14 protein-coding genes and 2 pseudogenes are annotated in these 19,595 nt (G+C 56.9%); 12 read left to right on the top strand and 4 right to left on the bottom strand.

Annotation, left to right across the window (positions count from 1 at the left end):
• The 5 genes from QCE48_RS11390 to QCE48_RS11370 all read left to right on the top strand — a co-directional run.
• Positions 1–1,120 (top strand): phospholipase D-like domain-containing protein (locus QCE48_RS11390; RefSeq protein WP_409014661.1); only part of this gene is annotated, 1,120 nt, incomplete at its 5' end.
• 5 nt (positions 1,121–1,125) lie between these two features.
• Positions 1,126–2,403 carry a sel1 repeat family protein gene (locus QCE48_RS11385; protein WP_404983207.1) on the top strand — a complete coding sequence of 426 codons (1,278 nt, stop codon included), beginning with the start codon at positions 1,126–1,128 and terminating at the stop codon, positions 2,401–2,403.
• Positions 2,403–3,530, top strand: a complete 1,128-nt coding sequence (locus QCE48_RS11380) for a phospholipase D-like domain-containing protein (protein WP_309794141.1) — start codon at positions 2,403–2,405, stop codon at positions 3,528–3,530. Before QCE48_RS11385 ends, QCE48_RS11380 begins: the two co-directional genes overlap by 1 nt.
• Before the next feature lie 3 nt (positions 3,531–3,533).
• Positions 3,534–4,844: a sel1 repeat family protein gene (locus tag QCE48_RS11375; protein WP_309787747.1), complete on the top strand. Its 1,311-nt coding sequence runs from the start codon at positions 3,534–3,536 to the stop codon at positions 4,842–4,844.
• Between the two features lie 56 nt (positions 4,845–4,900).
• A complete protein-coding gene (locus QCE48_RS11370) occupies positions 4,901–5,896 on the top strand; it encodes a hypothetical protein (protein WP_309787748.1) in 996 nt (331 codons plus the stop codon).
• Between the two features lie 394 nt (positions 5,897–6,290).
• Here QCE48_RS11370 and QCE48_RS11365 read toward each other — a convergent pair whose 3' ends face one another.
• The 3 genes from QCE48_RS11365 to QCE48_RS11355 all read right to left on the bottom strand — a co-directional run bounded on the left by QCE48_RS11365 (position 6,291) and on the right by QCE48_RS11355 (position 9,983).
• A complete protein-coding gene (locus tag QCE48_RS11365; protein WP_309787749.1) occupies positions 6,291–7,607 on the bottom strand; it encodes an MFS transporter in 1,317 nt (438 codons plus the stop codon).
• A 152-nt stretch (positions 7,608–7,759) separates the two neighbouring features.
• On the bottom strand, positions 7,760–8,518 hold the full coding sequence (locus tag QCE48_RS11360) for an SDR family oxidoreductase (RefSeq protein WP_309787750.1): 759 nt from the start codon (positions 8,516–8,518) through the stop codon (positions 7,760–7,762).
• A gap of 25 nt (positions 8,519–8,543) precedes the next feature.
• Entirely contained in the window at positions 8,544–9,983 is a 1,440-nt protein-coding gene (locus QCE48_RS11355; RefSeq protein WP_309787751.1) for an aldehyde dehydrogenase family protein, read from the bottom strand.
• A gap of 189 nt (positions 9,984–10,172) precedes the next feature.
• Between QCE48_RS11355 and ppa the strand changes: the two genes are divergently transcribed.
• Positions 10,173–10,700, top strand: a complete 528-nt coding sequence (gene ppa / locus QCE48_RS11350; protein ID WP_309787752.1) for an inorganic diphosphatase — start codon at positions 10,173–10,175, stop codon at positions 10,698–10,700.
• A 132-nt stretch (positions 10,701–10,832) separates the two neighbouring features.
• Here ppa and QCE48_RS11345 read toward each other — a convergent pair.
• Positions 10,833–11,102: pseudogene (locus tag QCE48_RS11345) on the bottom strand (GIY-YIG nuclease family protein); the annotation flags it as partial.
• 179 nt (positions 11,103–11,281) lie between these two features.
• Between QCE48_RS11345 and QCE48_RS11340 the strand changes: the two are divergent.
• From QCE48_RS11340 to QCE48_RS11315, 6 genes and pseudogenes are all read left to right on the top strand, one after another.
• Positions 11,282–11,521 (top strand): annotated as a pseudogene (locus QCE48_RS11340) (peptidogalycan biosysnthesis protein); the annotation flags it as partial.
• A 338-nt stretch (positions 11,522–11,859) separates the two neighbouring features.
• The gene (locus QCE48_RS11335; protein WP_309787754.1) at positions 11,860–14,010 is read left to right on the top strand and encodes a hypothetical protein; all 2,151 of its coding nucleotides are present in this window, start codon (positions 11,860–11,862) and stop codon (positions 14,008–14,010) included.
• 75 nt (positions 14,011–14,085) lie between these two features.
• Positions 14,086–16,431 carry a hypothetical protein gene (locus QCE48_RS11330; protein WP_309787755.1) on the top strand — a complete coding sequence of 782 codons (2,346 nt, stop codon included), beginning with the start codon at positions 14,086–14,088 and terminating at the stop codon, positions 16,429–16,431.
• A complete protein-coding gene (locus QCE48_RS11325) occupies positions 16,424–17,029 on the top strand; it encodes a hypothetical protein (RefSeq protein ID WP_309787756.1) in 606 nt (201 codons plus the stop codon). Before QCE48_RS11330 ends, QCE48_RS11325 begins: the two co-directional genes overlap by 8 nt.
• A gap of 14 nt (positions 17,030–17,043) precedes the next feature.
• Positions 17,044–17,412, top strand: coding sequence for a hypothetical protein (locus QCE48_RS11320; RefSeq protein ID WP_309787757.1), 369 nt, complete (start codon positions 17,044–17,046; stop codon positions 17,410–17,412).
• Positions 17,409–19,430, top strand: a complete 2,022-nt coding sequence (locus tag QCE48_RS11315) for a helix-hairpin-helix domain-containing protein (protein ID WP_309787758.1) — start codon at positions 17,409–17,411, stop codon at positions 19,428–19,430. Before QCE48_RS11320 ends, QCE48_RS11315 begins: the two co-directional genes overlap by 4 nt.
• The last annotated feature ends 165 nt before the right edge of the window (positions 19,431–19,595 follow it).

The raw sequence follows: 19,595 nt of genomic DNA, 5'->3' as shown, positions 1-19,595 counted from the left end.
CAATACGCTCGACGCATATTGGGACGATGACGCGCATCGCTATGCCAGAATGAATGCGCGCTTTGGACGCAACGGAGAAACGCCGCGTCAGGATATGTCGAGCATTGTCACGGGACCGATTCTGGAATGCCTGAACGCGAATTTTTGTAACGCGTGGAAGCATAATGCAAAGGTTGATCTACTGACGAAGCGCAAGCCATTGGCAGCCCGTCTGAAGGTGCGCCCTGACTTTGGAATTCCTGTCATGGCGCAGATTACGCGCACCCAGTCTCAGGAAAGCAAGCAGGATATCAAGTCGCTTTATCTTCAGGTGGCGTGCAACGCGACGAAGTTCATCTATATCGAGAACCAGTATTTCCGCTGGGAACCGCTGGCTAAAAAGATCAAGGAAGCTGCCGCGAAGCAAGTCGCATGGGGCCGCGATCCCGGAAAACACGGGTCGATTTATCTTTTCGTTGTGACCAATTCAAGCGATGACGGGATGGGTGTTGGCACGGTAAGTACCTACAAGATGCTCGATAGTCTTGGGCGGGCAAACCTCATGTCCGGTATGGCGAAAGAGCATCAGGATATCCAGCAACAGCACGACGTCATGAGCGCGGTGAATGAACTTGCGATCGCCCGGATGAGTTCTGGAACGGACGCTGCGGCGCGTCAGAAGGCTGCACAGAAGAAACTTGATGACGCTCGACAGGGGCGCAATGGACCGCTTACGCCAAAGGACATCCCCGGTCTGAAAATTCACATCTGTACGCTGGTGGCGCCCGATTCGCCAGGTGACAATTGGATGCCGGTTTATATTCACAGCAAGATCATGATTATCGATGACGTGTTTTTGACGCACGGCTCGGCGAACATCAACACGCGCAGCATGGAAGTGGATAGCGAGCTGAACATCTGTCATGAGCGGATGGACGTGACACAGCCATTGCGCCGGCGCTTGTGGAATATCCATACAAAAGGAATCAAGGATGGAGCATCGGACTCGCCAGAAGATGCTTTCATGGCATGGAAAAAAACCATTGATCAGAATGCGAGGAATCAGAAATCTGGGTTGCCGCCCATCGCTTCGCTCATTGGATTCTCGCGTACGTCAACGCTAAAAAGCCAGTTGGACTGATGTCTATGCCGAGAGTATCTCTATTAATTCTTTTGGCGTCATTGTTGTGTTCCTGTTCGAACAAGGAGAACGCTGTGCCTTCCCCCTCTGACATGGCTGCGGTTCGTGCGCGCCTGACCTTTACATGTGTTCACGCGGCCGATCACTTGCCGTCCCTTGATCCGACTGCCAATGAACTTTTCACATACGCGCGCTATCTGGACAGGCAGGACGGCCCGAAAAACTACGACGAGATAACCCGTTATTACCGGATCGCGGCGGCTTATGGACACTATAAAGCCAATAACAATCTTCAGGGCTTGCTGGAGAATGGTGTGGCATCTTCGCCCGACGCGCCTTCGGAAGCTGTTGGTCTGGCGATACAGTTAATCAAGGCTGACATACCCTGGGGCTACTACGACATGGGCCACTACCTTGAAACGGGTTATGGCGTTGAGCAGGACGCCGATAAAGCGCGTCAGTATTTTCGTCAGGCGGCCGATCTGGGTGATCCCGACGCCCAATATTATGTTGGGGACTTGCTTTCGCCACGAGATCGCGCCCCGGACATTTCAAGACAGATGATGAAGTGTGCGACCGATCAAGGACTTGGCAAGGCAGCCAGTTATTTGGGCATAGATCTAAAGACAGACAAACTCTATGCCGAAGCCGTACGGGCATTTCAACGAGGGGTAGAGGCTGGTGATGCCGAGTCTGCTTCTTTTTTGGAAAATGGATTCAACACGCAGCCGTCCGATCCGCTTAACTATATGGCGTTGCCTGCCGATCCAGAGCGAGCACGTCGATACAAGCTGATTGGCAAATTCATCGGCAGCAACGAAGGCCGCAATCCCACGGTGTCGGACATCGACCAGATCGTGCCGCTGCCGCCGACGAAACTGCCGCCATGGGACGGCACGTTCCAGTGGCAGAAGGAACAAGACGCGGCTCAGCCGCCCCAAAAGCCCGCCGAAACGCTGGTCACAAGACTGGCCCGCGAGAAGAACCTCGACCCTGCGACGGGATTCCCCCTTGCGCCGGCCAAAAGCGCGGAGGACGAGCGTGTGCCGTTGGGGACGGTTGCCCGCACGGGGCAGGTATGTCCGCAAGACGGGCTCTGGACCGTGAAGCAATTCGCGGACGTTTCCTATGACGCGACGCGCCGCTTCAGAAAAGGCGAAACGATGCCCCAACTCGTGATGAACAACTCTCGTCTCATTCCGGGCCTCGACGCTCTGCTCGGCATGCGCAAGTTTCGGAGGGACAGCGAATGGACCCTGAAGGCTTACGTCGAAGAGGCGTAGTGGGTTTCGTGACAGGACCGATCGTCGACTACCTGGACCGCAATTTCTGCCAGGCCTGGGACGACGCGACCGGCCAAAGCATCACCCCGGCACGGGCGATGTTGGCGTGCCGGCTGAAGCTGCGTCCTGAACACGGCACGCCGGTCATGGCGCAGGTTCTTCGCACGCAGTCACAGCACGGCAACGGCGGCACGAAGGACATCTCTTCGCTGTACCTTCAGGCGGTGAACAACACGACGAAGTTCGTCTACATCGAAAACCAGTACTTCCGGTATATGCCGGTGGCCGACAAGCTGCGCAAGAACGTCAATGCGCAGATAGCGGGCGGACGCAATCCGGCGAAGCACGGCATGGTCTATCTGTTCGTGGTCACGAACTCGAACGACGACGGCATTGGGCTCGGCACGGTCAGCACCTACCAGATGCTCGACGCGCTCGGATACGGCGACCGGATGCCTGGCGTCGAGAAGCTGGAGAAGAGCGACCAGCTTTCACCGCAGGCACAGGCGCTGGAGAAGCAGCTTGCCAGCGAGCAGGCGGCCGTCCAGCGCCTGTTGAAGCAGGGCGCGAGTTTTTCGGAGGCGCAAGGGCTTGGGAACTACCTTCAGGACGAGCAGACCCGGCAGGTTGAAATACAGCAGCAACTCGACAAGATAAGGCAGGAGCAACGCCGGGTGGCGGACCTCAGCCCGAAAGGCGTGACGGAGAAGGGAGATCTCGTGCCGCCACAGGACATGCCCGGCATGAAAGTGCTGGTCTGTACCCTGGTCGCCCCGGACGCGCCGGCCGGTAAGGCGTGGGACTACGTCTACATCCACCAGAAGCTGATGATCGTTGACGATGTGTTCACCACGCACGGTTCGGCCAATGTCAACCGGCGCAGCATGGAAGTCGATAGCGAACTGAATATCTGCCATGAGCATGGCGGCGTGACGCGCGCGCTGCGCAAACAGATGTGGGCGCTTCATACGAACAATCGGGGGGCGCAAGATGACGTGTCGGAAGCGTATCTCGCGTGGAGCTACGTCATTTCCCAGAACACCAAAAATCAGAGCCGAAAGCAGGCTCCGATGGCGTCCCTTGTGGGTTTCCTGCGTACCTCGCCTAATCGCGCTTACGCGGATTGAACCATGAGACGACGCATTCTTATCGCCCTGCTGGCAGGTCTTGCCTGCGCCTGTACAAAGGAGAATCCCTTGGCCTCACTCCCTGATCTGAGCGCCGTGCGCGCGAATCTCGCCTTTACCTGCGTGCATGAGGCTGACCATCTGCCGCCGCTCGATCCCGATGCGGACCAGTTGTTCAAATACGCCCGCTGGCTGCAAAAGCAGGACGGCCCGAAGGACTTCGGCGATATCGCACGGTATTACCGGATCGCGGCGGCCCACGATCACTACAAGGCCAACACCAACCTTCAGCAGTTGGTATCGACGGGGCTGGCTGATTCGCCGAACGCACCGAACGAATCAGTCGATCTGGCGATCCAGTTGGTGAAACAGGGTGTGCCGGCCGGCTATTACGATATCGGTCACTACCTCGAACTCGGCTACGGCCTGAAGCAAAATAGTGAGACGGCCCTGCGTTATTTCCGCAAGGCAGCGGATCTGGGCAGCCCGGATGCGCAGTATTACCTCGCGGAAAAACTGTTCCCGATCGACGCCGCACCGGAAGTTGCGCTGCAAATGTATCGGTGTTCAGCGGATCAGGGACATGGCAAAGCCGCGACCTCCAACGCTATAGGTCGTGCGGCAGAAAAGTTCTACGGCGAAGCAGTCAAGGCTTTCCAGCAGGGCGTGGCGGCGGGAAACAGTGAGGCCGCGTGGGCTCTGGAAAATGGCTTCAAAGGTCCCCCACCGGATGATCGTCTGTACTACCTTGCTGTTCCGAACGATCCCGAACGCTCGCGCCGCTACAGAGTGATCCGTAAATTTCTCGACAGTAACGAAGGTCTGAACCCCAAAGTCCCCGATATCGACAAAATCGTACCGCTGCCACCGGCACCTTTGCCCGCGTGGGACGGCACATTCCAGTGGGCGAAGGAACAGGCTGCGGCCGTGCCGCCGCAAAAGCCCGACGACAAGCTGATTGAACGTCTTGCGCGCGAAAAGAACCTCGACCCTGCGACGGGATTCCCCCTTGCCCCTGCCAAAAGCGCGAAGGACGAGCGCGTGCCATTGGGGACGGTTGCCCGCACGGGGCAAGTATGTCCGCAGGACGGGCTCTGGACCGTGAAGCAATTCGCGGCCGTTTCCTATGACGCGACGCGCCGCTTCAGAAAAGGCGAAACGATGCCACAGCTCGTGATGAACGATCCTCGTCTCATTCCGGGCCTCGACGCTCTGCTCGGCATGCGCAAGTTTCGGAGCGACAGCGAATGGTGTATTTCAGCATTTTTTTCATTAGCCCGTCGACCAATAAACCACCGATGCCGGACTTTCTGAGACGCTACCGGGGCGAGTCGCCGATTTTCAGGTAAATTTTTTGTGAACATTTAAACATGCGATTTTTTTCAAAAATTGTTTCTTTTATTCTCGCATTGTCAGTACCGCTATCTTCCGTGCATGCGGCAGATAGCCGGCTCGACCAGTTTAACCAATCGACCCCATCGGACGGGGCAAGCGCCGATGAATCGGACACTATGTTGATATCCGCGTTCAAGGGACGTCCCTTTGTATGTCGCAATGCTGTGGACTATACGCCACTGGATGCGGACGAGGCCAAAGGTAAATTCAGCGAATTTGTTCGCTATACGAAGCAGGGCGACGCCGATGAGAAGCTCTGGCTGAGTGAGACTAATCGGAAGAAACGCGATGATCTGTTAAAAACGGCAGTCGATGCCGGAAGCTGGAAGGCCGCTTATGTCGATTCGATTTGGTCGATCCGTTTCCCAAGTTCGAGCCAGTCGCGACAGAACGCATCCCGACAGCTTGAACAGCTTGTTCGCCAGGGAATTCCAATCGCCGCATACAAATACGCCACGTATCTATATGGTCGAGACGACGAAATGATGTATTACCTTCTGAAGCAGGCAATTGACAGAGGGAGTCCAAATGCGATGGAGCTAGTTGGCAGGAGCATAATTGCCCGATCAAAGCAATTGCGCTCATTGGCTAAAGCAATGCTCGATTGTGCGGCGAATCAGGGCAATGCAAACGCGTACGCCGGTCTCGGCCGGCTTGCCGACATGGAAGGTCACAAGATTGATGCTTTTCATCTCTGGGTCAAGGGACTGAACAGCGGGTGTGACCAATGCGTCGATAATTTGGCAAGGCTTGCAAAGATTCGGAACGGCTATGATCCAGATAATGTATCAATGATCGACTTGCTGCCGGAATTGAAGCGGATCACCCAGTTTTACACAGATAGCTTTATGTACGGAGACACAGAATTGCCTGACCTGTTTCGTCCGCTGCCGGTTGCTTTGGAGTTCCATCCGTCCGATGACGAACTTCTCAAACTTTTAGAGTTCGAAGCTTCTGCGGACAGCGAATAGGCGTCTTTTTCTATTTGATGGACAGCAAACCGTTCTCGAATTCTGAGCCGGAAAAATCACGACACCGGAAACGTGGACGGCGGTAGTCGTGATACGCAAACGGCGTGTCGTGCAGGAGGTCCCCGAAGGGGCAGCGGAAGATTAAACGGAGCCGGTAACACGTGGGCTTCCTAGAAAGCTCCCGCGAATTCCCCGCTGGCTCCCCACACGGGACGTGTTTTGATCAGTCCTGGAACAGGGTCATCCGCTGGAAGCCTTACCTGGCAACGCTTGCGTGGAATGCGAGCTTACACAAATGACGCCCCTGTCCGGGGCAGAACTAGTAGGCCACGGCAAAGCAAGTTCTCCAGAAGCACGAAGGCATCCGACGTTTTAAAAAAACCCGTCACGAACCTTACCGATTGACCATCCGAGCCGGCACACTTAACACGAGCACTGCGCCAAGAATCAGAAACCCGGCAAGCATATACATCCCGCTGGAATTCGATCCCGTGACCTGCTTGAGCCATCCCACGAGATACGGACTCAGAAAGCCAGCGAGATTTCCAAGCGAATTAATCATCGCAATGCCGGCCGCGGCGCCCGTTCCTGCGAGAAACGCCGTCGGCAGACTCCAGAACAGCGGCAGCGTCGTGAGAATGCCCATCGTGCCGAGCGTCAGGCCGAGCATCGCGAGCGCGGTGTTGTTCGCCCAGATCACCGACAACACCAGTCCGATCGAGCCGAGCACCGCCGGAATCGCGATGTGCCAGCGACGCTCGCCGCGCTTGTCGGCGCTTCTCGCGACCAGCAGCATGCCGACCACCGCCGCACCATAGGGAATCGCCGAAAGCAGGCCGATGCTCAAGGCATCCGTGACGCCCGTCGCCTTGATGATCGTCGGCAGCCAGAAGCTCACGCCGTAAAGCCCCATCACGAACGAAAAATAGATGAGGCTCATCATCCATACGCGCCCGCTCGACAGGATCTTGCCGATCGGCATGTCTTCCTTCTCGACGTTATCCGCCGCGATGTTGCGCTCGAGCAGGTCGCGTTCCTCGGCCGTCAGCCACTTTGCCTTCGCGATGCGGTCATCGAGCAGCATCAGCACCATGATCCCGACGACGACCGACGGAATGCCCTCCAGCAACAGCAGCCATTGCCAGCCGTGCCAGCCGTTCGCACCGTCGAAGCTCTTCATGATCCAGCCCGAGACCGGCCCGCCGATCAGCCCGGAGAGCGCGATCGCGGTCATGAACAGCGTGGTCATGCGGCCGCGCCGGTGCGCCGGATACCAGTACGTGAGATACAGGATGATGCCGGGGAAGAACCCTGCTTCCGCGACGCCGAGCAAAAAGCGCATCACGTAGAACATCGTCGGCGTGGTGATGAACATCGTGAGCGCGGAGATGATGCCCCACGTAATCATGATCCGCGCGATCCACACGCGCGCGCCGACCTTGTGCAGGATGACGTTGCTCGGAATCTCGAAGATGAAGTAGCCGAAGAAGAAGATGCCGGCGCCGAAACCGTAGACGGCATCCGACAAACCAAGGTCGGCGCTCATCTGCAGCTTCGCAAAGCCGACGTTCACGCGATCCAGATACGCCACCACGTAACAGAGCAGCAGCAGCGGCGAAAGCCGCCACGCGACTTTGCGATAGGTGGCTTCCTCGAAGGCGGAAGGCGCGCCTGCGCCGGGGCGATGCAGCGGCGGTGCGGTGCTGGTCATGTGTTGTCTCCTCGATTTTTTAGTAGAAAGCGCTTTGCAAGAAAGCGCCCGATGCTGCTGGATTCTAGCCGCTCGGATGGACGCCAGACAGCTCAATTGATCGGGGAAAACACGGATGCGCGGGCGCGCTGCCGCGCCCGCTTGGCGCACGCTCAGACGCAGCGTCCGCCGTCCACTTCGAGGCTCACGCCGGTGATGAACTCGGCGTCGTCGGAGGCGAGATAAAGCGCGGCGTTGGCGATGTCCTGCGGCGTCGAGAGGCGCCCGAGCGGAATCGTCGCGAGGAATTTCTGGCGGTTCGCGGGCGTGTCTTCCATGCCCATGAATTCGGACAAGAGCCCCGTTTCACCCATCACCGGATTGATGCAGTTCACGCGGATGCGGTCCGGCCCGAGTTCGACCGCGAGCGCCTTGCTCGCGATGATCACCGCCGCCTTGCTGCCGTTGTACCAGACGAGGCCCGGGCGGGGCCGCACGCCCGCCGTCGACGCGATGTTGATGAACGCGCCGCCGCCCTGGGCTCGAAAATACGGCACGAACTGCTCGACGCTCCAGTAGAGGCTCTTCACGTTCACCGCGTAGACGCGGTCGAACTCGGCTTCGGTCACGTCGAGCACCGGTTTGTTCCGGTGCGTCGTGCCCGCGTTGTTCACGACGACCTGCACGCTGCCGAAGTCCTCGATGGCCGCATCGAAGAGCGTCTGCCAGTCCTCGCGCTTCGTGACGTCGCCCTGAACCGCGATCGCGCGTCCGCCCGCGAGCGCGATCTCGCTCGCGACGCGCTCGGCGCCGGGTCCGTTCAGATCGTTCACGACGACGTTCGCCCCTTCGCGCGCGAACGTCTTCGCGATGCCCTCGCCGAAACCCGAGCCGGCGCCCGTCACGATGGTCGTTTTGCCTTGCAGTCGCATGGTGTCTCCTTGTTTGCCGGCCCGATCAGCCGTGTTTGATTGCGATCGTCTTCAGGACCGTGAAGCCGTAGAGCGCCTCGAAGCCTTTCTCGCGGCCGTGCCCCGAGTGCTTGACGCCGCCGAACGGCAATTCGACGCCGCCGCCCGCGCCATAGTTGTTGATGAACACCTGTCCCGAGCGCACGCGGCGCGCAAGGCGCATCTGACGGCCGCCGTCGCGCGTCCAGATACCGGCGACGAGCCCGTAGTTGGTGTCGTTGGCGAGCCGCAATGCGTCGTCTTCGCTGTCGAACGGCAGTGCGGCGAGCACCGGGCCGAACACTTCCTCGCGCGCGAGACGGTGCGTCGGCGGGACATCGCGCAGGAGCGTCGGCGCCTGATAGAAACCCGCTTCCGGCGCTTCTGCGACGACTTCGCCGTGCGCGGCCATCGCGATGCCGTCGTGTTGCGCATCGGAGAGGAAATCCCACACGCGCTGCTGCTGCTTCGCGCTGATAAGTGGCCCGCAGTCGAGATCGAGCCTGCTCGGCCCGACCTTCAGCGCCGAAAAGGCTTGCGCGAGCCGCTCGACGAGCGGCTCGTAGGCGGCGCGCTCGATCAGCACGCGGCTGCCCGCCGAGCACGTCTGGCCGGCGTTCTGCACGATCGCCGCGACGAGCACGGGCAACGCGGCGTCCATGTCGGCATCGGCGAAGACGATCTGCGGCGACTTCCCGCCGAGTTCCAGCGTGACCGGGATGTGGTTGTCCGCGGCCATTTTGGTGACGGCCGCGCCCGTCGCGGGCGAGCCGGTAAACGAGATGTGATCGATACCGGGATGCCGCGCGAGCGCCGCGCCCGCCTCGTGGCCGTAGCCCGTCACGATGTTGAGCGCGCCTTCGGGCAGGCCTGCCTCGGCGGCCAGTTCGGCGACGCGCAAGAGCGACAGGCACGCGTCCTCGGCCGGTTTGACGACGCACGCGTTGCCCGCCGCGAGCGCCGCCGCGACGCTGCGCCCGAAAATCTGCAGCGGATAGTTCCACGGGACGATGTGGCCGGTCACGCCGTGCGGCTCGCGGATCGTCAGCACCGTGTAGCCCGTCTGGTAGGGCAGCGTTTCGCCGTGCAGCTTGTCGGCGGCGCCCGCGTAGAACTCGAAATAGCGCGCGATGCCCGCCGCGTCGGCGTGCGCCTGCTTGAGCGGCTTGCCGGTGTCGCGCGCTTCGAGCTGCGCGATCTCGTCCTGGCACGCGGCGATCAGCATCGACAGCCGCGCGAGGATGCGTCCGCGGTCCGCGGCGCTCGTGTGGCCCCAGGCGCCGTCGTAGGCGGCGCGCGCCGATTGCACGGCGCGGTCGATGTCGGCGGCGTTGCCGCGCGCGAGCTGCGCGAACACCTGCCCGTCGGACGGATCGACGACCGGAATCGTTTCGCCGACCGCCGGCGCGACCCAGCGGTTGCCAATGAAGTGCTTTGCTTCTTCCATGCGTGTCTCCTAATAGCGGTTCTTCGTCCGACGCTTCCGGCGATTATCGCGCCATCGGACGCGTCCGAACCCAAATCCCGATTGGCTATAATGACGCATTCGCGCATTTTCATTTCCAATGCGTCCCGTTCGCGCGTCGCGCGGTGCGCGTCACCGGCTTCAGAACCTCAACTTTCTCAGAGAGCGCTCATGAGCTTCAACAACGTACCCCCGGGCAAGGACCTTCCGCACGATTTCAACGTCATCATCGAAATCCCTGCGCAAAGCGATCCGGTCAAATACGAAGCCGACAAGGACATGGGCCTGCTCGTCGTCGACCGTTTCATCGGCACCGGCATGCGCTATCCCGTCAACTACGGCTTCATTCCGCAGACGCTCTCCGGCGACGGCGATCCGGTCGACGTGCTTGTCATCACGCCGTTCCCGCTCCTGGCAGGCTCGGTCGTGCGCTCGCGCGCGCTCGGCATGCTGCAGATGACGGACGAATCAGGCGTCGACGCGAAACTGATCGCCGTGCCGCACGACAAGATCTGCCCGATGACGGCGCACATGAAGTCCATCGACGACGTGCCCGAGTACCTGAAAGACCAGATCAAGCACTTCTTCGAACACTACAAGGCGCTCGAAAAAGGCAAGTGGGTGAAGGTCGAAGGCTGGGCAGACGCCGACGCCGCACTGAAGGAAATCACCGACGGCGTCGCGAACTACAAGAAGTAAGCGGTTCGTCGAGCGGGTCAAAGAGCCGCGCGTGCTCCGGGCAATCCGGGCACGCGCGGCTTTTTTGCGTTTGATGCGTCCGGTGCGTTCGGTACGCTAGGCGGGTGTCTCCGGCGACGCGTCTTCCTCTCGCGCCGGCAGCACCGAGTCGAGCGTGCGCACGCCCGCGACGAGCGCGCGTTTTTCCATCGCGGAGAGCCGCTTGACCCAGTATTCCGCGCGCGACGCCTCCGAGCGCCCGGCCAGTTCGAACGACGCCAGCACGGCAAGCGGCTTTCTCGAACGCGTGTAGCGCGCGCCCTTGCCGCTCGAATGCTTTTCGAAGCGTGCGGTAACGTCGGTCGCGATGCCGGTGTAGATGCTGCCGTCGGCGCATTCGATCAGGTAGAGAAACCACGGCATGGCGAGCGGGACCGCGTTGAGTTGGCGGCATTATCGCCGAGAGCACCGCTTTGAGGCGAGCCTTCGCGCCAAAGCGGACGGCGCATTTTTTCGACTTGCGCGAGAATAGGCCCTTCGCGGCGCGCTCCGTTAAATGAATCGACGGCGCCGCGCTTCGGATCACCCAGCGAGGACGCCTCTTGAATCGCGATGTCGAAATACATGTGGTCGATACGCTCGAAGGCGTGAGCGCCGACGACTGGAACCGCCTCGCCGGCGACAATCCGTTCGTGCGTCACGCGTTCCTTTCGGCGCTGCAGGACACGCGCTGCGCCATCGCGCGCACCGGCTGGCGCGCCCAGCATCTGCTGCTCAAGCGCGGCGGGCAGCTCGCCGGCGCGATGCCGCTCTATCTGAAGTCGCATTCGCGCGGCGAGTACTTTCGCTTATGTAGGATGGCCTAACTTGACTTACTGAACGAACGGCCTATAACTCAATAAGTGAGGGATGGCGCAGGAGGTAAAGGCATGCAGCCTAGTGAAACACCGGAAAAGGTTACTTTTGGCGCGGAAATTCGCCAACCGTTATCTGTGCGCTCTTTTGTGCCAGGAAACAGGCTGGAGTTACGCCGGTGACCCAGCGAATAATGGATGTCGTCTTGCAGTCAGTCCGTGTCGAGCACGGATTACGGAAAGTTACAACGCGGTGTGTTAGTCTCGGCGAGTCAGGAATTGCGTCTGAGAGCATTCTGTGGCTTGCGCTAGATGCATTACCGCGCGTGCTGCCTGAAATCATGTTCTACCGGGTCAGTGGCGCACTACGGACAGCACTGGAAAGCAAGTTCGGACGAGGGATGCTTTCAAAGCCGCCTGAGCACATCAGTTCTAAAGACCTTCGTGAACTCCTTTCACACGTAAGCAATTTAACTTCAGATGACAGCCGGGATAAGGCGAAAAGACTCCGGGCTTTCGCTAAGGCACTGTCGTTATGTCCGCGTCCTCTTAGTGACGGGATGAGCGTGGCTGAAGCGGCTTCTGACTTTTTAACGCTTAAAAGATTGCCGGCGCATGGCAACTATTTTGAGGTAACCACGCGCGCGAGGGTAAACGGAATTGAAACCAGCTCGCTGAGGGTAGTCAACCTAGACGTACTCGGAATCAAAGCAGGCGGACTACTTTCAGAGGCGCTATTGGGTGCACCGGACCCGCTTCTTGGCGTGGACTTTTATCGATTTACATCACTGCTGTCTCGCGTCTCGGCGGTTGAAGAGGGCCGACGGCTTCTCTCGACGCCCGCAGTTCTTCAAGAAGCAAGCCACGTATATCGGCTCTTTGCCCTGGCAGACAGTCTTTTACCCAATTTCAAAAGTCGGAGCGATTATTTTAATTCGTTCAAGAAAGTCATGCGATTTAGCTTGGCACATCTCAAGAGCGGCCAGTATTTCGCCGACGCGGCTTACGGTGTGCGATGTCACCCGTTTAAAGAGTCGGACCACACCGAAGGAAACGCGTCCCCGGTAAGCGAACAGGTCGTTTTGCAGAAGAAGGAAGATGCAGACCAACTTCAGCGAGATGATTCCCAAAGAGGGTTACTTGATTCCTTGAAATTCATTTCAGCGTCGGACGATAGCGAAGCTTACGATAAGGCGACCCAGCAAATCCGCGCCCAAATGGACACATATCTTATTGCTTGCGAGCAGGTGCTTAACGAGCAAAGAGAATGTGTGGAACGAATGGATGCCATCCTCTCGGGAGGGCCCCCTTCGACGGTAACCCGTCAACTGTTGAAGGGTTATAGGAACGGTATTATTCCTTCCTACGACACAATGCAGCGCCTTCCGCAGGACGCTCTAGACTGGTTTCTTTTATCGTTTGTCCATAACGAGCAAATGTTCTCTCATGGCACATCCAAGAATAGAGGTTTTGGACTATCTGTTTTTTTGTCGAATTATGGGTTTGAGCCGACAGCCGGTTATGCCTTCGACGTAGCGTTATCGCAGTTTTACCTTACGCATAGCTCCATGATTGCTTGCTTCATAATCTTGGCGATTACGACCGGTTGGAACGGCTCAACAGTTGCGACGCTGAGCCCAAGCAGAATCCGGAAGACGGGAAGTGGTTACCGAATGACCGGCATTAAGACAAAAACGAATCAACTTCAACAGGAAGAAATAGAGGAAATTGAATCTCGAACAGATGATAAACTAGCCTGCCGTGCAATAGAATTACTTCTCTGGCATAACAAAAACGTTGATTTGTTTGCTGAACGCAGAACCGAATCAGTTTTTTGCCCTATGCGACTCAAATTTGACGGGCCTCGGATTGCAAATCTGCCTCGGTTCGATAGGACTTTATTGGCATTCCTCAAGGCTAATAATCTTCCCCGCATAACGATACGCGATTATCGGAACCTTCGGCTCAACTATACTTACGTCGCCGGAGGTGGGGATATTGTCGCCACCCAAATCCGCGCTGGTCACGCGAGCCTTGCTACTACGGCTCGTTATATTAGGGGAAGAATCCAGGCTGAGTTACACGACTCAAATATCCGTAGATATATGCGAATTTTAGCCAAATCGATTTTGTGGGTGACCGGCCGAAAGCAACTAGATAATACCGAAGAATCCAAGGCTGCGAGGCGATTGCTCTTTCCCCTATCGCCACACTCAGCGGAAAAGAGCGATAGTGCAGCCGACGCGTGGCTGGCATCAATCGGTGAGATGCGCCTCGAAATAACGGAAAGCGACGCCATCCATTGCTGTTATCAACAAAAGTTTTACGAAAAAAATTTGAGATTTTTAATTTCTTTCAACGAGAATAGATTTTTGGAATATCACTTGGCGAGAATAGTTTTCTGTGCTGCGTTACATAGGCTTCTCAAAGAAAGTCCATTCTCCTACATAGTTAGACGAAAGGAATTCGATATTTGAGTGCGAAACCCCGGGATACAGTTGCGGGCTTTGAAGACTGGCGCGTGCTGGACAGCTTCAGCTAAGGAGGGTTCCATGAATCGGCGAAGAGCAGCGATTACTATTCGTAAAGCGATGTCGATTGGCGGCGAGGAGCACCAAACTATCAATGCTGGCAGGGATTTCTTCGAGGCTAGCCGACACAAAAGATACAAAAGCGCTTGGGACGACGCTGAGATTCGGCTTGATGTGGCTGACGCTGACGTCAGCAATCCGGATGTGCAGGTTGTCTTTGATGGACGGATGAAAATCGATGTCTCAGGAGGAAATAGTGCGCATAAGGTCATCACTCTCGCCGAGCGTCCAGACTTATTTGCAACATTAAAGGTGCTGATAAATGAGGACTGTCACGCTTGCGACAAGGGAAATGTCCGCGTTGCAGCCGTAAGAACGATAAACCATTTCGTCCGGTTAATAGCCTGGATGTTCTCACGCGCTCGCTACAAGTTGCAAAACGTTGAACCGAACCTTCTCAAGGAACTTGCCATAGAACTGGGCCGCGGTGGATGGTGGGACGTATTGGAATACGATAAGCGACTTGACTTGCTTCTGAAGCGAGCAGCAGGAGACGTTAAGCTCGCAAAGTCGTTAGAAGGAAGTGGGCACACGGACAAATTTACCTGCAACATGGATGTTCTTCGCTCTGAGTTGCGTCTGCCGCTGATGGGCAGTCAGCTTCCACGGCAAGTCGTGCGGCGCATTGCGCAGCTTGCGGGCTCCAGTAGAACAGTAGCCGATGACAATGACCCGCCTAAGGTCACGCTTCACAGCCTGTACTTGCACTTCAAATTCCTCAACCGCTGCGCGCTCATCGAGGGCTTTGATTCCTTCCTACACCCGCCGTTCAAGTCACCGCAGGCCCGCGCCCGAGCGTTGTATACAGGCAGTCATCGCGAACCTCGAACTGAGAACCTAGGTGTTGAAGACGTAGTCACTATATTTACCGAGGCACTCATGTGGGTCCACGTGCGCGCGGACGGCATCGTCATGCTCTGCGAGGCGGCGCGCAAAGAACTGGAGCTATGGGACCCAGCGGACCTCTTTCCGGAAGCCATCTCCGACAGGGTGACTTCCCAGGTTCTGGCTACGCACGAAGCAATCGCTGAGAGATTCGCTCTCCCTGACGGCCTGCGGGCACTTGCGCGGGACGGCGAACATAGCCTGCGGCATTTTATTCTCAAGCTGCAATTCTCTTGTGCAATTGCTGTCCTTTTCAATCACGGCCGAAGACGTGAGGAAGTGATTGGGTACCGCGTGCCATACGGGTTGTATCGCGGCTGCCTGACTCCCTCAACTGATGGTGGTGGGTCGTATCTAGACATATACATTGAAAAGACCCTCCAGCGTTACGCGTCTATGTGGGCAAACGAAATCGTAGAACGCGCCGTTGATGTACTCGAGCGACTTGGACAGACGTTTCGTCCCCTTGGAACCGACGCGTTGGCACCTGCAGGCGAACTTGCCGACGCTCGAAAAGACAAGTTATTCGTTTGGCGCCATTTCTCGCACGCCGGGTTCGAGAGTGAGCCGAACATGTTCAACTTCGCTGCTGCGGCCAAGCTGTTCTTCGCGGACTTAGATGTCTCAGTCGAGAAGGTCAGTGCTTCGCACATCTACCGGCGTTGCTTCGCGCTTATCTACATGTATCGACATGACCACCCTGTTTTAATGGCTCTCAGCAGACACCTCTGTCATCTCACATTGGAAACGACGCGAGTCTACGTCACCGACGGCAAAGATGTTGAGGATGCTCGGAGCATCGAGAGCCTTTTTGCTGCTATCGACGCAGATGACGCCGGGTTCCGTGACGAATTCGAGGACGTACGGTCAACCTACTTTCAAGACAAGATTCTACAAATTCTCAAAGGGGAAAGCGTCAGCGGCCAGTTCGCACGAATCGTGGCCAAGATTGGACGCAAGCTTGAAGCTAATGCGTCGTTCCGCGAAGCATCCATAGATGAGAAAGCGAGGCTAACTCGCGAAGAGGCTGAGAAGGAGGGGTATGCTACAGAACCAAAAGCGAACACGTCTTGCGCGGCCGGCTCTGCTGAAAAGACAAAGCGGCAAGCGAACTGCTACAACCAAGAAGAGGGACGCATAAGTCCCGAGACGGCCAGCGCAGAGACGTGCGCAGACTGTATCCACGCAATCACTACGTGCAATCACCGTTCGACGTTAGAGAAGGAGATTGAAGAGCTGACGAAGGCCGCGAACGACGCAAAACGACCGATGCAACTCCGCTTGTCTGCTCAAGATGCGGCAGATGGGCTCAAGGCCATCGCACAAAAGGAATTGGATACCGCTGCAGAGATGCAGGCAATGATGGGGCGGCTAGTGAAGGGTTGGAAGCCTATCGTATTCAGGGAGAAGTCACATGCCTGAGCATGTATCAGTCACCGAAAAGCGCCGAGTAACGGAGCAAATAGACCGTAAATTGGGCGTCCTTCGTCGCTGGAGTAGAGCGATACCGTGGAAGGCTAAAGATGACGGTCAGCCTGCAAGAGACGAAAGAGGCGAGCTCGTTCTTGAATTCTTCCCGACAAACATCTACGCATTCTGCGACTGGGACGGTACTCGGAACTCGAGCTTCGTAAGGCAGAAAGAGGGACTGGACTTCAAGGGCCCAAGTAGGTCGGCAATGACGCGAACTACTCATCTCTCATCGCGACTTCTGGTCGAAGAGATGTTTCGGACGTTGAAGGCCCGGGCAAACCATCAACTTCTACGCGCAAATAAAGCCGACTTGATAAATCGCCTTTTAGGCGAGCGCTCGTGGCAACGCAAGCTTATCCAGCAACAGGAGACGGAAATTGCGGTTTTGCTCGATGAAGTTGCAGTCATGGAAGTAGAGATTGAGCGCGAGAAGAAGACGCGCCGGAGCAATGAAGAGGAACTACTGGGGCGTATCGAGAAGCTCGAAAAGCGAAACGCTGAGTTATCTAGCATTGCGCGAAAGATAGCTCCTTTGCAATCGATGTAATTCAGGAAAGCTCTATGAGCACTATCTCGAATCAAGAGAAAGGTGAGAAGGCCGCGCAACTGCTATCCGACTGGGTTAAACGCACGCCATTAGAATCGATGCCATTAAATCAGTTTGGCAAAATCAATCGTTCCAGGATTTGCAAAACTTTTGACATTTCTCCTTCCACGGTTGGCAGCAACGACGGCATCCGCAAGGTGTTTGATGAGTTGGATGAGCGATTACGCAATTCGGCTCCAATGCCTAGCCGGTCGCATCCGGCCAGGGCGCTGCGACCATCCGTGGAGTCGCAGGGAGTTTCGCCAGCCGAGGCTGATGCCTTGCGGCGAAAGCTGGCGAGACTTTCTTACCTCGAGGAATACGTCATATGGATTCCGGGATGAATACCTTCAGTGTCACCGGCGTCGTTACTAGAATCACCAGTGAAGGAGCCTTCGGCGGTGCAATCTTCAGGCTTCGTAGCAAATCGACATCTAAAGGCGTTCGGGTCCGTGCTTCGTACTGTGTAATGCGTGACGCGCCTTGGCTTGGAGAGGTATTGGAGGCGAAAGGAACGTATGTCGATTCCGCCTATGGTCCGCAGTTCGAAGCCTGCCAGGTAATTCGCGGACTGCCAGAACTCGACCAGATTGTGACTTTTGTTGAGCACCACCCGTTCTTTGTCGGTGTTGGTCGCGCCGCGATTTCCGACCTCTGGCGAAAAGAAGGCTCCCGGCTCTACCAATTGCTGAACGACCGAAGAGTCGACGAGTTGACTGCTAAAGCCTTGACTATTCGTCAGGCACACGTCCTTGTACGCGGATGGACCCACTACAACGCCGATGTTGAAATAGGACGCCATGCAACAGAGCATGAACTACCTCAATCGGTCGTGCGGAAAGCATACGAAATGTGGGGGCATGATGCGTTTGCGAGGATTGCGGAAGACCCATATTTACTGCTTCTTTTCAGCCGCTGGGCGACGGTCGACCGCGTGGCTACAAGCCTATTCAATGTAGACTCTAACTCGCACCTTCGGTGCCGATGGGCTTGCATCAAGGTGCTCAACGACGCTGCGGCCCAAGGCGAGCTGAGGCTCACTCAAATTGAGGCTACTAAGCGCATCTCGCGCCTACTCGGCACCGGTAAGCTTGCCGATAAGGCAATCAAAGAGTCTGTGCGAAGCGGACACGTGAGGAAGCAAAATCGGGTGAGAGAAGCGACTCTCCAAGCCCAGGGCGCTTCCATTCTTGAGGACTCTATTTCTGATGTGCTCGCACGCCGACGTGTTACCAGACATATCTTCGAAGAGGGCTTTGCTCTCGAAGAGCGGGATGAAGCACGCTCTCTTCAGATAGTGATGTTTGGTGAACGGTCAGGAGTCTGGCTGAACGTGAAGACACCGGCAATGCGGCGCACCATCCACCTGTTCAGTTCCGATAGCATATCGTCTCGATTGGGGCGGGGGGCAGCAGGACAAGCGCTGCTTTCTGTTCAAGAGGTGTTGGCCTTAGGGGTAGAGGCTACGCAGGGCTTCGATATTGCTCTAGTCCACGACGCGTCGACGCTGAGTTTCTCCGTGACGCACGGTCTTCTTCGCCGTTTAGAGCGCGTGATGCGGGTCGTTTTCTTGTGCTATGCGCCTTGCAGGCTCGAGCCCCACTTCCAGGCAAACATCATCGACAGTGCGCAACCCAGTCGAGGCAAGCAGACACTCCGCCGCAGGAATATTCCTCCTCACCGTTGGTCGAAGACCACGCATGAAGAGTCGAACTCAGACGGGTTGCAGTGCTCGATGGGAGGCGCAAGCGGTTTTACTCGTCTCTGCGTTGAGGTAAATGACTTGCGAACTGGGTACGACGTAGCCTGTGGACAATTCAGATTGTGTTCTTCCGTAGGAAGCTCGCTCTTCGTCACTATGTCGCGACGCGTGGGGAATTTGATAAATCGCCAGTTTCACGTTGAGAATTTGGATGCCAGAAAGTACCAATCTCTACCGTGTCCGCTTGCCGCACTGTCCCGTCAACAATTTGCAACGATTGGAGACATGGTCATTTGGGAAGGACAAGATTTCGGACGGCGGTTATTTCGGGGCGCCCGCGGACAAGTCCTTGATGTTTTGAAACGCGGGTACATAGAGTTTGACGACGAGGGAAGGGTGCGGGAACTGGCGATGACCATACGTTTCGATGGTGTTGGCGACGTGAAGGTTGGACGCGATGAACTATCTTCACTGCGCCTTGGGTATGCGACGTCGTTTTTAGACGCCGTTCAACCAAGAGTCGAGTTCGCGGTCGTTCTGTTGGCGCGAACTCGCTTTCTCTCTTCAGACGCAGTTGCAATGGCGACATCGCGCTCCGCCGCTGGAACTGTAGTCGTCGGAAGCGCCAACGAGATGCTAGCGGCAGGTGTAATAACGTAACGCCAGTTTGATAAAGGAGTGCGTTAATGAAGCAAAAGACGGACGACGAACAAGCATTTAGGGTTGCGCTCGACTACTCTGAGACAGCCATTGCAAACGTGGTAAGGCTGCCCGCACGAAGACTTACGAGGAAGATTGAGCCATGCATGCGTATGGTCCGCTTCC

This window comes from Caballeronia sp. LZ024 (assembly GCF_031451455.1).
GTDB classification, from domain to species: Bacteria; Pseudomonadota; Gammaproteobacteria; order Burkholderiales; family Burkholderiaceae; genus Caballeronia; species Caballeronia telluris.
Note: the sequence above shows the minus strand (reverse complement) of the source record. Positions and strands in the feature narration are given on the sequence as shown.

Excerpts from the sequence above, each read along its gene's own strand:
- QCE48_RS11385 (WP_404983207.1), top strand. The coding sequence starts at position 1,126 with ATGCCGAGAGTATCTCTATTAATTCTTTTGGCGTCATTGTTGTGTTCC.
- QCE48_RS11375 (WP_309787747.1), top strand. The coding sequence starts at position 3,534 with ATGAGACGACGCATTCTTATCGCCCTGCTGGCAGGTCTTGCCTGCGCC.
- QCE48_RS11370 (WP_309787748.1), top strand. The coding sequence starts at position 4,901 with ATGCGATTTTTTTCAAAAATTGTTTCTTTTATTCTCGCATTGTCAGTA.
- QCE48_RS11365 (WP_309787749.1), bottom strand. The coding sequence starts at position 7,607 with ATGACCAGCACCGCACCGCCGCTGCATCGCCCCGGCGCAGGCGCGCCT.
- QCE48_RS11360 (WP_309787750.1), bottom strand. The coding sequence starts at position 8,518 with ATGCGACTGCAAGGCAAAACGACCATCGTGACGGGCGCCGGCTCGGGT.
- QCE48_RS11355 (WP_309787751.1), bottom strand. The coding sequence starts at position 9,983 with ATGGAAGAAGCAAAGCACTTCATTGGCAACCGCTGGGTCGCGCCGGCG.
- ppa (WP_309787752.1), top strand. The coding sequence starts at position 10,173 with ATGAGCTTCAACAACGTACCCCCGGGCAAGGACCTTCCGCACGATTTC.
- QCE48_RS11330 (WP_309787755.1), top strand. The coding sequence starts at position 14,086 with ATGAATCGGCGAAGAGCAGCGATTACTATTCGTAAAGCGATGTCGATT.
- QCE48_RS11325 (WP_309787756.1), top strand. The coding sequence starts at position 16,424 with ATGCCTGAGCATGTATCAGTCACCGAAAAGCGCCGAGTAACGGAGCAA.
- QCE48_RS11320 (WP_309787757.1), top strand. The coding sequence starts at position 17,044 with ATGAGCACTATCTCGAATCAAGAGAAAGGTGAGAAGGCCGCGCAACTG.
- QCE48_RS11315 (WP_309787758.1), top strand. The coding sequence starts at position 17,409 with ATGAATACCTTCAGTGTCACCGGCGTCGTTACTAGAATCACCAGTGAA.